This is a genomic window from Prevotella sp. MA2016, assembly GCF_000619825.1.
GTDB lineage: Bacteria > Bacteroidota > Bacteroidia > Bacteroidales > Bacteroidaceae > Prevotella.
This window is the reverse complement of the sequence record NZ_JHUW01000007.1, coordinates 130,372-144,422: the sequence shown is the minus strand read 5'-3', so window position 1 is coordinate 144,422 and position 14,051 is coordinate 130,372. Positions and strand designations below refer to the sequence as shown.

The 14,051-nt window shown below is 51.4% G+C and carries 9 protein-coding genes; 2 read left to right on the top strand and 7 right to left on the bottom strand.

The window, feature by feature from the left end:
• Nucleotides 1-22: 22 nt before the first annotated feature.
• From T360_RS0103100 to T360_RS0103085, 4 genes are all read right to left on the bottom strand, one after another.
• Nucleotides 23-1,858, bottom strand: a complete 1,836-nt coding sequence (locus T360_RS0103100; RefSeq protein WP_028911500.1) for a hypothetical protein — start codon at nucleotides 1,856-1,858, stop codon at nucleotides 23-25.
• A 189-nt stretch (nucleotides 1,859-2,047) separates the two neighbouring features.
• Nucleotides 2,048-2,443, bottom strand: a complete 396-nt coding sequence (locus T360_RS0103095; protein ID WP_028911499.1) for a hypothetical protein — start codon at nucleotides 2,441-2,443, stop codon at nucleotides 2,048-2,050.
• 59 nt (nucleotides 2,444-2,502) lie between these two features.
• Nucleotides 2,503-4,035, bottom strand: coding sequence for a RagB/SusD family nutrient uptake outer membrane protein (locus T360_RS0103090; protein ID WP_051523315.1), 1,533 nt, complete (start codon nucleotides 4,033-4,035; stop codon nucleotides 2,503-2,505).
• Between the two features lie 45 nt (nucleotides 4,036-4,080).
• Nucleotides 4,081-7,272, bottom strand: a complete 3,192-nt coding sequence (locus T360_RS0103085; RefSeq protein WP_028911497.1) for a TonB-dependent receptor — start codon at nucleotides 7,270-7,272, stop codon at nucleotides 4,081-4,083.
• 1,095 nt (nucleotides 7,273-8,367) lie between these two features.
• Between T360_RS0103085 and rmuC the strand changes: the two genes are divergently transcribed.
• Both rmuC and T360_RS15640 read left to right on the top strand, forming a co-directional pair.
• On the top strand, nucleotides 8,368-9,672 hold the full coding sequence (gene rmuC, locus T360_RS0103070) for a DNA recombination protein RmuC (protein WP_028911495.1): 1,305 nt from the start codon (nucleotides 8,368-8,370) through the stop codon (nucleotides 9,670-9,672).
• 26 nt (nucleotides 9,673-9,698) lie between these two features.
• Nucleotides 9,699-10,259, top strand: a complete 561-nt coding sequence (locus T360_RS15640) for a 4'-phosphopantetheinyl transferase superfamily protein (protein WP_051523314.1) — start codon at nucleotides 9,699-9,701, stop codon at nucleotides 10,257-10,259.
• Between the two features lie 538 nt (nucleotides 10,260-10,797).
• Here T360_RS15640 and T360_RS0103060 read toward each other — a convergent pair.
• The 3 genes from T360_RS0103060 to T360_RS14495 all read right to left on the bottom strand — a co-directional run bounded on the left by T360_RS0103060 (nucleotide 10,798) and on the right by T360_RS14495 (nucleotide 14,038).
• On the bottom strand, nucleotides 10,798-12,363 hold the full coding sequence (locus tag T360_RS0103060; protein ID WP_036928689.1) for a helicase HerA-like domain-containing protein: 1,566 nt from the start codon (nucleotides 12,361-12,363) through the stop codon (nucleotides 10,798-10,800).
• 85 nt (nucleotides 12,364-12,448) lie between these two features.
• Entirely contained in the window at nucleotides 12,449-13,381 is a 933-nt protein-coding gene (locus T360_RS0103055; RefSeq protein WP_028911493.1) for a M23 family metallopeptidase, read from the bottom strand.
• A 96-nt stretch (nucleotides 13,382-13,477) separates the two neighbouring features.
• Nucleotides 13,478-14,038, bottom strand: a complete 561-nt coding sequence (locus tag T360_RS14495) for a C40 family peptidase (RefSeq protein WP_051523313.1) — start codon at nucleotides 14,036-14,038, stop codon at nucleotides 13,478-13,480.
• Nucleotides 14,039-14,051: the final 13 nt, after the last annotated feature.

Sequence of the window (14,051 nt, the reverse complement as noted above, 5' to 3'; positions counted from 1 at the left end):
AATTATTCAATTTTTTTATTTGTTATGCCTCCTTGAAGACAATCTTACTAATCTTCACCTTTGCGCCAGGTGTTGATCCTCCGAAGTCGAAGAACAGACGGATAGCCGATGCATCGGTTCCCTCTTTCAATGTAGCATTCTTCAGTGTGAATGTGTATGGCTCGTCGGCCTTGATGTCGTGACGACCCTCGCAGAAGAAGTTGCTATCGCCGCTGTCGGTGAGCTTGATAGTTACGCCTGGGCAGTCGGCATCAGCTGTTACTACTACCTGGAAGTGATACTCCTTGTTGGCCTTAGCTGTCAGGTCGGTGTCGATATGGAACTGACCCTGCCACTGGCTGCCACCCATACCCTCAGGGAGTGTGAGCTCAACAGTGTCGCCGTTGCGAGTAGCTACAGGCTGGTTGCCCAGCTCTGTCCAAGCGTCGTTGGCGAACCAGTAGGCGAATGTGCTCTTTACTGAACCATCGTCAACACCCTTCCACAGGTTTGAAGGATCGTCGTAGTTCAGTACTACAGCCTCTTCGAGATAGATCTTGCTGATCTTCACGTGAGTGCCAGCAGGTGTACCACCAAAGTCGAAGAACATGCGCAGAACATCAGCATCAGCGCCCTCCTTCAGTGTCAGACCCTCGCGCTTCACGATGAGTGGCTCGTCGGCCTTAACAGGGATGCGCTCCTCGAGCAGGAAGTTGCTGTCGCCACCGTCGGTGAGCTTGAATGTGATACCGGCACAATCATTGTCGGCCTCTACTACACAGTAGAAGTTGTAGGCCTTCGAAGCACTTGCCTTAAGCTGGGTGTCAATATGGAACTGGCCCTGCCACTGGCTGCCACCGATACCGTCAGGCATGGTGAGTTCGTAGGTGTCGCCACTGTGTGTACATACTGGGCTTGTAATCTGTGTCCAGCTGTCATCAGCAAACCAGTAAGCGAACTCGCTGGCTACTGTACCATCGTCAACAGCCTTCCAGAGGTTGGCTCCGCTCTCATAGTTCCAGTCCATCACAGGCTTCTCTACTTCGCCACCTTCCTTTACGATGGTGCCGTCGTCGTTAGCGTGATCTTTGATAACCACATTGCTTACGTTGATCTTGGTAGCACCGGTAGCATGACCGAAGTCGAATACCAACTTCACCTTAGAAAGGTCTTTACCTGCTATGTCGCTCTGCCAGAATACGATATCCTGACCAGCCTTGAGGTTCACGTCGGCTACGTCGATGATAGCATCGGCATCTGCCTCGTCGGTGAGCTTAACAGTCACACCGTCGATATCCTTATCAGCATTGAAGATAACAGAGAAGTCGTAGTTGGTTCCAGCCTTCAGATTCAGGTCGGTGTGGAGGTGGAACTGAGCCTGCCAGCGGTCTGAGCAAGCATCGGGAACTGTCACGGTGTAGTCGTTGTTTCCACCAGTGTAGCCAGCTTCCATCTCGCCTGTGCGCTCTGTGCCCCAACCTGGGTTGAAGTAGAAGGTAGCGTTAGGCGTGATGCCCTTCCAGAGGTTGAAGTCGCTGTTGGCATCGAATCCCTGCTCCTCTACCAGACGCTCATCGGGAGCGCTTGTCAGGATGTAGCGCCATGCGATACCACGATCAGGAGCATCGTAAACCAGCACCAGCTTGGTGGCTGTGAGAGTCTCGATACGGAACTTAGGATTCTCGTACTGAGCGTCGCTCGAGATGTAGGGGAATGCGGTGTTGTTGGCCAGCTGGATGTAGGTCTGCTTGGTCACGTTGCCCTCAGCATCCTCCCAGTCGTAGATCTCGAAGCTCCAGCTTGAAGTCTGGTTGCCCACTGCTACATCTACGTCGGCATTGTCGTTCTGGGTGTTCCATTTGGTTACGCCCTTATTCACATAGGTGTTACCGTCGGCACCAGCATTGTAGGTATAGCTACCGCCCTTGCGAGTGGTGGCTGTGAAGGTGATGCGGTCGTCGTAAACACCGAAGTCTTTCTTATCATTTGGAGCAGCACTCCACCACTCAGTGGCAGCAGTTCCAGCAGGGCCGCAGCCCAGGTGTCCCTGCTCCTTGTTGGCTATACGTCACTCCTTGTCGCAGATACGACGGAAGTCGGCAGAATAGTCAATCTTAGTTTCGTTGAAGGTGAATGTCTTGCTGATCACACCCTGACTGAAACCATTGCGGTTGCCCAGTTTCATGTCGATGGTATAGGTGCCAGCCTCAGGATTTTGGAATCCCACCTCCTGCAGTGTAGAGTAGGTGTTGCCGTTGATAATCCAGATGGGATATGTGCCAGGCTGTGGTGTGTAGTTGGCAATCATCTGGTTGGTCTCCTGGTCAACGCTGATGCTGAAATCAACACCGCTTACCGAGGGAATGCCGTTGGGGTCAGCGCCGTCGAAGCTGTCGGGCGAGCAGGCTGTCATCAGTGTGCCTGCTACTAGCGCTCCCATTGTATATTTAAACAGATTCTTCATAATCTTCAATTTTTACATTTTTGCATTTTTGCATTTTTACATTTTTGCATTTTTACATTTTAGTAGTTGTTCTGCACCAGTGTTGGGTCAGCATCCAGCTCACTCTGAGAGAGAGGAATGTGCTTCTTGCTTGGTGTCCAGGTGTTAGTGCGATAGCCGTAGGCATCGGGCACGAGCTTCAAGCTGGCCTTCTCAGTGGCACCGCTGATGCCCTCGGCACGTACCAGGTCGAAGTAGCGCTTACCCTCGCCGCAGAACTCCAGGTGACGCTCGTTCAGAATGTCGTCGATGGTCACATTGCTCAGAGCAGCCAGACCGGCACGCTCACGAACCTCGTTTACATAGCCTGTAGCCTCGGCAGCGTTTCCGCCAGTCTGCAGCAGCAGCTCAGCAGCGTTGAGCAGTGTCTCGGCATAGCGATAGATGCGCTTATTGTTGTTGTAGTTCAGGTTCTTTGATGTTGGGCAGTCCTGATTGTTGGCGCTCTGTGGACGATACTTACCGTGCCAGATGTGGGTGTCCTGATAACGCTCGGTGTAGCTGTAGCCACGAACATCCCAGCAGGTCACGTCGCGACGCTTGTCGTTTTCGGCATACATATTGTAAGCCTCGAGTCGCATAGGTAGGAAGCCCCAACCATCGTTACCGCCGTCCCAGCCTTCGCCACCGGCCCAGCCGTTAGGTGAGCAGAGTGTGGGGAATACGGTACCACCAGCGTGCATAGATGTGCCCCAGTCGCGCTGAGCATTGTCATCGTCGTAGGTGATCTCGAAAATGCTCTCTGAGCACATCTCTCCGCTCTCTGCAAACAGATCGGCAAAGTCGGGGTTCAGCTTATAGTTGCTGTCGCCGATAATCTGCTTCATGTAGCTCAGGGCAGTAGGATAGCGTGCAGAGTCGTTCTGATACATTACCATCTCGGCGTAGAGCATGTAGGCCATAGCCTGGCTTACACGACCCTCGTTAGAGGCATCCCAGCGCATGGGCAGTACATTTGAGGCAATGATATCCTCGAGCTCAGGCAGCAGCTGGTTGTAAATCTCGTCGGCTGTGAGCTGAGGGGCCGTGTAAGGCTCGCTCAGGTTCTCCAGATAGAAGGGAACATTGCCGTAGTAGTGCCACAGGATGTTGTAGTAATACACACGGAGCAGACGCGCCTGCATCTCATAGCTCTTGCGGTTGGCCTCGTTGCCGCCACCCCATGAGCAGTACTTAATCACGTCGTTGCAACGCTTGATACCACTGTAGAAGTCGCCCCAAAGGGTACCCAGGGTGTTGTTGCCGTCGCCCTCAAAGTTGAAGAGCTTGTGCCAGTGCTGGTTGTCGCTGATGCTTGAACCACCTACCCAGAAGTCGTCGCCCATAATCTCGGCGTCGCAAGTCAGGTCGTTGTAGGCTGTTCCGTCCCAGTCGGGCCAGTGCAGTGGTGCATAGGCCGAGGTGCAGGCCTCGCTCAGATGAGCATCGGTCATATAGTATTCCTCCAGAGGCTCACCAGTGGGGTTTTGTACCTCCAGGAAGTCGTCGCTGCAAGCGGTCATCGAGATGGCCACCACGCCAGCGCACATCATTTTATATATCTTCGTATTCATAATACTTCAATTCTTTAATTTTTAAATTCTTTAATTTTTCAATTCTTAAAGCGAGAGGTTGCAACCAATAGTGAAGATGCGAGCCTGTGGATATACACCGTAGTCAACACCCATTGATGTGCTGCCAGAACCGATTTCAGGATCGAATCCCCAGTACTTGGTCCAGGTGAAGAGGTTCTCGGCGCGTACATACATGCGGAAACGCTCGATGTTCACCTTCTTGGTGATGTTGCGTGGCAGTGTGTAGCCCAGTGAGATGTTCTTCAGGCGCAGGTAGCTACCGTCCTGTACGTAGATGTCGCTAACAACCCAGTTCTTTGAGTCGCCCAGCTTCAGCATAGGCAGCTTGTTTGAGGTGCCCTCGCCAGTCCAGCGCTGCAGCACCCAAGTGGGGTAGTTACCCGATGCGATATCCTGGCGCCAGGTAGCGTCGAAGATGTCGGCACCTGCTACACCCTGGAAGAAGAGGTTCAGGTCGAAGCCCTTCCAGTCGGCATTGAAGTTCAAACCGAAGGTCCAGTCGGGAGTTGGCTTACCAATCTTGGTACGGTCGTCGCTGGTAATCTTGTTGTCGCCGTTTGTATCAACGAAGATCAGGTCGCCAGGATTAGAGCTTGTGCCATACTTGGCATTGTAGGCGTCGGCCTCATTCTGGTTCTGCAGCACGCCAGCGGTCTTGTAACCATAGAAGTATGGGAAAGGCTGACCGTTCTCGGCACGTGTACCACCATCGCTGAACTGAGAGATACCATAGTTCAGGAAGCCGGTGTCGTTACCCAGGTTCTTCAGCTTGTTCTTCAGATAAGAGGCATTGCCCTTGATAGAGAAGTGAGCATCGCTGATGTTCCACTTGTAACCAAGTTCGAACTCGATACCGCTGTTCTCCATGTCACCTACGTTACCGATAGGCTTGGTCTCACCTACGTATGATGGGATAGGCATGGTCATCAGCATGCCGTTGGTCTTCTTGATATAGTAGTCAACGGTGAATGTCAGCTTGTTGTTCCAGAAACCGAAGTCGATACCCAGGTCGGTCTGCTCTGATTCCTCCCACTTCAGGTTCTCGTTGGCCAGTCCGTTGGCCTTTGAACCGTAGTCCATCACAGCCTGACGACCGAAGTAGTAGTTGCTGGTGCCACCAGTAGTGGTGAGCACTGTGTAGCGGAAGTCACCGATGTTCTCGTTACCGTTCTTACCCCAGCTGGCGCGAAGCTTCAGATTGTTCAGCCAGCTCTTAGTGCTCTCCATGAACTGCTCGTTCATGATGTTCCATCCCAGTGAGAATGATGGGAACACACCATATTTATTATTAGAACCGAAGCGGCTTGAACCGTCGCGACGGATTGTGCCCTGGAACATGTACTTCTCGTCGTAGTTATAGCTCAGACGTGCGAAGAGAGATGCCAGGTGGTGCTCAACGTATGGACCAGCCCAACCGTTAACGAGGCTCTTCACGCCAGTAATTTTACCATCAGCGTCGAGTGTTGTCTCAATGGCGCCGCCAGTAGTGTAGTCAACGTATGGCTTGTTGACATTGATCAGATTCCAGTGCGATGCACCAACATAGTTACCCTTGTACTTCAGTGCGCTCTGACCCAGAACAACACCGATAGAGTGCTTACCAAACTCCTTGTCGTAGGTCAGCGTGTTCTCCACCTGCCACTGTGTGGCCTTGGCCTGCTCGGCAGAAGCCTGAGTGTGGTCGCTGTTGTTGTTACCAGAGAAGTAGAACTTTTCGGTGGTAGCACCTTCGCTGCCCCAGAAGCTCTGCTCGGCGCTCCATGCAAAATGGTACTTCAGGTTGTCCCACAGCTGCAGGTCGATGCTGAACTTAGGCATGAACTTGTGGCTCCAGCCCTTGCTGGGGCGCTGCTGCATCATAGCAATGGGGTTGTTCTGCTCCTGATAGCTGCCCAGATAGCCGGGGATGGTGTAAGGATCGCCGTTGGCATCACGATACAGGTCGTAAGCCGAGTAGCGGTCGATCATATCCTGACCTACAGTGCCAGTCAGTGTTACAGGCAGTGTGGGAGCCAGGTAGAGTGCAGAACCCAGAGGTGAACCCCATGTTGAGTTAGTATCGATACCTGTGCTATGTGTGCGCATATAAGAGAGGTTAGCGCTGATGTCCAGTTTGTTGAGGAAAGAGCGCTCCTTTGAGTCGTCGAATACATTAAACTGGTTGTTAGAGCGGATGGTCAAGCGGTCGTAGTTCGACTTACCGTAGTTACCACCCACGATACCGTCCTGAGTGTAGTAACCCAGCGACAGGTAGTAGTTCACCTTCTCTGTAGCGCCGCTCACCGATACGTCGTGCTGCACTACAGGTGCGTTGTCGTTGAACAGCAGCTCCTGCCAATCGGTACCAAAACCGGTAATCTTGTTGCCGTTGGCATCTGTCAGGTTGTATGGGTCGGCATAGAGAGGAGCCTGACCGCCGTTCACGTATTTCTCGTTCTGCAGGATGGCATAGTCGGTGGCACTGGTCACGTCGCGGTGCTTCCAGGCGCTCTGCCAGCCATAGCTGAAGTTATAGTTGATTTGAGCCTTACCCACCTTACCTTTCTTGGTGGTAACGAGGATAACACCGTTGGCAGCACGTGCACCGTAGATGGCACCTGATGCAGCATCCTTCAGCACCTCGATACTCTCGATATCATTGGGGTTTACGCTCTCCAGACCGTACTGGTCGGCAGGCATACCGTCGATGATATACAGCGGGTTGGTATCATTAATAGTACCCGTACCGCGCACGCGAATCATCGACTGTGAACCAGGCTGTCCGTTGGCCGAAGTAACGTTCACACCAGCAGCCAGACCCTTCAGGGCGTCGTCGGCGCGCAGGCGGGTCTTGCCTTCCAGATCGTCGGCGCTCACCTTGGCGATAGCAGCAGTAACCACGCTCTTCTTCTGCACACCGTAGCCGATCACAACCACGTCCTGCAGTGTCTGAGCATCTTCACGCAAGGTCACGCGCATGTTGCTGGTGGCCTTCACTTCCTGAGTAAGATAGCCAATGTAGCTAATCACGATTGTGGTACCCTCTTTCACGTTGATGGTGAACTGACCATTAAAGTCGGTAATGGTACCGTTCTGAGGATTACCTTTTTCAACGACTGAGGCACCGATTACGGTTTCGCCTTGGTCGTCAATCACAGTGCCCACGATTCCCTGGGCCCAAGATGTCATGGTCACCATAAGTGCCAGTAACATCATTACTAACCTGCTTTTCTTCATACTTTGGTTTTATTAAATGTTAATTATGAGTTAGAATATACCCTTTTTAGGATTTCCGCCGCAAAGTTAGTTAATTTTAATGCACGCGCCCGGCTGCACAAACCGAAAAGTGGACAATGTGACATGTCTCAAAAACTTAAATCGCTGAAAATCAAACGATTAGACAATGTCATGAAACGTAAAAGAGTGGACGAGATATAGAGGTGTAAAAGATACATTTTACCGAGAAACTGCCCAAAAACACCTATAAATTAGCCAAAAACGCCTCCCGCTTTTTTCAGCGAGAGGCGCCATCCGTCAGCTGATGTCTTCGACTAGCGAAGCGGCGTTAACCGATTTGAACACCTGCAGCAGTAGCTCGCGCTGCTCCTAACAAGGCGGTGATCACTGCCACCACGATCTTTGCAATCGTCTTCCAGTCTTTCCACATACTTCCTCCTTTCTTTCGTTAAATGTTTCTTTTTCTTTCGCATTGAAGTCGGCTGCACTGTCGGCGCCCTCGCCTCGATGAGCTCGGTGATAACAGCCACGATATCGGCCTTCTTCAGCGTACAGTTGCGCTGCATGATAGTGGCCAGCATATTAAAAAATACTGTTTTATGGAAAAAGAAGAAATGATGCAATGAGCATGGTGCGGGGAGTGGCTGCCCCGCAGCAAATTAGAACGCATGAAAACCGGCACATACCGCCGGGCGTGCAACCACTGCAAATGGCTCTATTATGTGAAGCCCAGTCGCGAGCGCCGTATTCTGCGCGAACTGGAGTAAAGGAAAAAACTGTGTACGAAAACAACAGTTGATTTGGTTAAACAAGGTTAAAACGTAGTAGAAAATTATGTAAAAGGCTTGTTTGGTCGATTAAAATGCGTATATTTGCACTGAACAAAATTTTTAAACACTCTAGGACAATCTGATCTATTCAGACCTTGGTAACTACTAATATGACTGACACACAAAGTTTAATGTGCACGCATTGAGGATGTAAATTCCAATGTGTGCACAACTTTTTTGTTGCATGATTAAATTTCATCGTGAAGGTTGATACGGTTTTCACGGAAAATGTTTAATTTTGCAGCAAAAATAAAAGAGTAGCGTGATGATAGTACTTTATATCCTGATAGGAATAGCAGTGGGCGCCGTGGTGCTCTATCTGCTGATGGACCGACGTATGGACGCCCTGCGCATAGAGGGTGGCAAGACTGATATGGAACTGAAGCTGAAGAGTGAGCAGTTGGCCGAGAGCACAAGTAGGGTGCGCCATCTGGAGGGTGAGAACCGCGACCTGCACGCCCGTGCCGAGGCACAGATGCGTGAGCTGCAGCTACTGCATCAGCAGATGGCCGACGAGGCACAGCGCCACGAGGAGCGCTTTAAGAACATGGCTCAGCAACTGCTGGAGCAGAGCGCACAGAAGCTCAAGCAGAGTAACACCGAGACCATCTCGGGTATCACACAGCCCCTGAAGGATGCCATCGCCAACATGCAGAAGGCTATCAGCGACAACCAGAAGGAGAATGCGGCCCATTCGGCATCGTTCCGAGAGCAGATGCTCATGATGATGCAGCAGACGCAACAACTGGGTGAGAAGGCTGAGAGCTTGACCAACGTGCTGCGCCGCGACAACAAGGTGAGCGGAAACATGGGCGAGATTATCCTGGGCGACCTGTTGAACAGTCAGGGACTCACTGAAGGTATCCACTATGAGGTGCAGGCACGCCTGCGCGATGAGTTGGGACGCCCGATAAAGCACGACGAGACGGGACGTGAGATGCAGCCCGACGTGATACTGCACTATCCTCAGGGGCAGGATGCCATCATCGACTCGAAGGTGTCGCTCGTGGCCTATGAGAAATACGTGAATGCTGAGACGCCCGAGGACAAGGAGCGCTATCTGCAAGAGCATATCAAGAGCGTGCGCAGCCACGTCAACGAGTTGGCGCGCAAGGACTACTCGAAATATGTGAAAAACGGGCGCGACGTGGTGGATTTCGTTATTATGTTTGTGCCCTTTGAGTCGTCGTTGCAGTTGGCACTGGCCAGCGACCCCACTCTCTGGCGTGAGGCCTTCGAGAAGAAGGTGTTTGTCACCGGCGAACAGAATCTCTTGGGCATCCTGCACATGATACACATCGCATGGGTGCAGAACCAACAGGCCGAGAACCAAGAAAAAGTGTTTGGACTGGCCGAGCAGTTGCTCGATCGCTTGGGCGACTTCGTACAGCGCTATAACGATCTGGGTTCGAAGATTGAGGCCGTGCAGAAGGCTTACGACAATACAAACAACAAACTGATCACCGGTAGGCAGAGCGTCACCCAAAAGGCTCAGGAGCTCATCACCCTTGGTGCTAAAGAAAATCCCAATAGGCGAATTCCTACGCCAGAATTAACAATTGAAAGTTGAGAACTGAGAGGTGAGAACTGAGAGGTATGATTACTCTGATTAGTGAACATATTTGGGATTTCGATTTGCAGGTAGCGCTTGGGGAGATTTCTGAGCAGCGCAGGCAGCAGGCTCTGGCTTTTAAGTTTGAGTTGGGGCAGCGGCAGTGTGTGTTGGCCTACCAGCTGTTGAAGCAGGGGTTGCGTGAGGCGTATGGCATCACTGAGAATCCTATCTTCGTATACAACGAACACGGCAAACCCTCTATTGTGGGGCATCCCGAGATACATTTTAATTTAAGTCACTGCAAGGAGGCTGTAGCATGCGTCATCGATAGCAGTCCCGTGGGCGTAGATGTAGAGAGCATCCGTGAGTATAAGGATGGTCTGGCGTCATACACGATGAATGAGGCAGAGTTGGATGAGATAGCGCAGGCCAGCGATACAGCGGCAGCTTTCATTCGTCTCTGGACGATGAAAGAAGCCACCGTAAAGCTCACAGGCACTGGTATCACCGATAACATCAAGGGGCTTATCAACACCGGTAGGTATAGATACGCTACTGTTTCAAAACAGAAGTATATCTATACTGTTGCAACTTATTTATAAATTCCTTCCTTTTAAATTGTCCTTATATATCTGTCCTTTTCTTCGGCGCGAAGAAAAGAACTAAAAGAAGCATCCACCCTCCCCAAGCCCCTCCCTATATAGAGGGGATGTAGTTGACTACGAGGGAAAACCCTCTCCGTCAAAGTTTTGGTATGGCTCTCCAGCCTTTGCCCTAAATAAGGGTTGGCTTCGCCCACCCATATTTAGGGTTCGCCATATATTGCTTAATGGGGGCAAGACCCCAAACCCCCAAGGCCCCAAACCCCCAGCACTTCGTGCTTCATGTTTTTCGTGAACAATCACTCGAAAACATTCCGCACGAGGAGGTCTTTAGAGGAATGCAAATTCTTTGAATCGATATTGAGTCTCTGATTGCGGAACGCAATCTGAGGAACGAAATACGAGAAGCTGTTTGAGCGAAGCGAGTTCTTCGAGTGATTTGAAGAATTTGTGTTCCGGCCTCCGAGCTCAGGACGTTTTCGCACTCTTTCTTTTGCTTCTGTTTTCTTTCTGGTGACAGAAAGAAAATGAAGGGACATTATTTAATGAGATTCCCGAGGATATCACGGGTGAGCTCCTTGGTGATGGTGCGGGTGGCAGCACTGGTGGCATTCTTCACCACACGACCGGTGCCAGAAGTGCGACGTTTCGTCTTCTTCCCCGTCACCTTGTCACTGATGTAGGTGCCTAACATGGCGGCCAACGTAGAGGTGATGGCCGTCAGGATGGCCTTGCCCACCTTGCCCAGGATGCCTGGCTTCTTCTTGCCTTCGGCTTTGCTCTCTGCAGCAACAGAAGCATCGTCGGCTGTTTCTGCAGACTCTGTAGCCGCCATTAGCACTTCGAAGGCACTCTCACGATCTACAGGGGTGTCGTACTTGCCATAGATGCGACTCTGCTTGATGATGTCGAGACGCTGACCTTCGGTGATGGCACCTATCTGCGACAGCGGGAACAGTATCTTAGCACGCTCTACAACGGCAGGTGCACCCTTCTCATCGAGAAAGCTCACCAGTGCTTCGCCCGTCTCCAGGTTCATGATGGCTTCGTCGGTCTTAAACGCAGGGTTGGCACGGAAGGTGTCGGCAGCCGTCTTAACGGCTTTCTGATCCTTTGGCGTATAGGCGCGCAGTGCATGCTGCACACGGTTGCCCAACTGGCCCAGGATATTCTCAGGGATGTCTGTAGGACTCTGGGTGATAAAGTAGATACCCACGCCCTTGGAACGGATGAGACGTATCACCTGTTCAATCTTGTCGAGCAGTGCCTTTGAGGTGCCGTCGAACAGCATGTGGGCTTCGTCGAAGAAGAACACCAGCTTGGGCAGCGGCATGTCGCCCACCTCGGGGAGGGTGGAGTAGAGCTCGCTTAGCAACCACAGCAGGAAGGTAGAGTAGAGCTTGGGCTGCATCATCAGCTTGTCAGCTGCCAGCACGTTCATAATACCTTTGCCTCCCTCTGTCTGCATCAGGTCGAAGATGTCGAACGAGGGTTCGCCAAAGAATTTGTTGGCCCCTTGGTTCTCCAGCTGTAGTAGGGCGCGCTGGATGGCGCCTACCGAGGCCGAAGAGATATTGCCGTATTTGGTGGTATATTCCTTGGCATGCTGCGACACATAGTCGAGCATGGCGCGCAGGTCTTTCAGGTCGAGGATGAGCAGACCGCGCTCATCGGCGATGCGGAACACGATGTTGAGCACACCATCCTGTGTTTCGTTGAGATCCAGCAATCTACTGAGCAGCTGTGGGCCCATCTGTGAAACCGTGGCGCGCATGGGGTGTCCTTGTTCGCCAAACACATCGAAGAAACGTACGGGACAGCTCTGGAACTCTGGGTTCTCGATACCAAATTCAGGCAGGCGCTTCTCGATAAAGCCAGTCAGCTTGCCAGGTTGCGAGATGCCCGACAGGTCGCCCTTCATATCAGCCATAAAGCACGGCACACCAGCCTGACAGAATGTCTCGGCCATCACCTGCAGGGTGACGGTTTTTCCAGTGCCTGTAGCGCCTGCAATAAGTCCGTGGCGGTTGGCCATCTTACCTGTGATACTCAGTGCGCCGTTAGCGCAGTGGGCGATATACAGCCCTCTCTCCTTGTCGTACATAGCTTCTATTGTTTTTAGGTTAAACCTTTGTTTTTGCAAAGGTACAAAAAAATCCCGTCGGCGTGACGGGATTTCTTATTTTTTTTTAGTTGTATTTCAAAATTTGTCCGGGTCGCAAGCGTATGTTCTTGCCGATATGATTCAGCTTACACAACTTGTCGATGGTGGTGTGGTGTTTGCGGGCGATGGCCTGCAGCGTGTCACCCTTCTTCACCTTGTGGAAGTGTACAGGTGCTGATGTGCGAGGTGCTGTGGCAATCTCCAGCTCGTCGTCCTGATCGCTATCGTTGCTGCTGCTGCCTACACCACGCAGGCGTGTAGCCATAGCCGACTCAGAAGCGTACTTGTTGCGGCGGAACATATAGAAATCGCCTACTACATCCTGATTGCGGAAGTCGAACATCAGAGCAGGGTTGAGGGCAACGCCGCAAAGACGTGTCTCAAAGTGCAGGTGCGAACCTGTGCTGCGACCAGTGTTACCACCCAGTCCGATGGCCTCACCAGCCTTAACCTCCTGATTCTCTACTACCAGCTGCTTTGACATGTGACCGTAGATGGTTTCCAGTCCGTTGTGGTGGCGGATAACCACGTATTTACCATAGCCTCTTGGCTCGTATTTTACGATGCGAATCTTACCGCTGAATGCAGCGCGAATGGTGTCACCAATATAAACCTTGATGTCCAGACCCTTGTGCTGGCGTCCCCAACGGGCACCGAAGTTAGATGTGAGCACACGACTGTCAGTAGGCATGTGGAAACCACGCAGGTCAATACGGAAAGAGTCGGGGAGTGCGGTCTCCTGGTGAGCATATACGTTGTTCCAGTCTTCGTAGAGGTCGGCTGCAGGATTGTAACGCTCTTCCTGCTCGATAATCTTCTTGAGAATCATCGAATCTACAGCTTTCATCTTGCGATCTACTGGGGCCTGTTTTGCCAACAGATCCTGTGCAGACACTGACGTCGACACACAAAACGAGATGGCCAAAACAGATATTTTTTTTAGAAAACTAATGTTCATAAAATAAGCTGGGTTAATACTAATAAAAAAAGATTCGCTGCAAAGGTAAGCAAAATGCATGAAAATCCACAATTTATTGCAGGTTCTTAGACTCTTTTAACACCTTTTTACTCTTCTGGCGCCCACATATCTGCGTGCGTAACCTTGGTCGGTAGAGCTATTGATAACCACACCATTATTGGTGCTGGCATGGATAAACGTGAACGTATCGCTGATGGGATCTACATCTACAACGATGCCTACATGACCCACTCCGCGGCCTGAACGTGGACTGGTGAAGAACACCAGATCGCCACTCTGCAGCTCTTTGCGGCTGATGGGGGTGTTGCGGGCGTACTGATCTCTAGATGATGCACCGATAAACATGTCAGCCTGCTGCTTAAACACGTAACTGGTGAATCCAGAGCAGTCGAAGGCGCTGGGACCCTTGCCACCAGAACGGTAGCGGGCGCCAAGGTGTGAGAATGCCTCACTCATGAGCATCTCGGTTTGTTCGAAGGCCTCGTTCAGATTAGCTTGCTTTCCGTAAATAAAATCGAAATTGCCAATCTCGGCCTCCTCATTCTGGTCAGGAGCCTGGTCAGGGTTAACCTTTCCAAGAGCAAAATCGCTCATAGAAAGCATCAACATCAGGGCAAAAATAAACAATTTCTTCATAATTTCACACTCT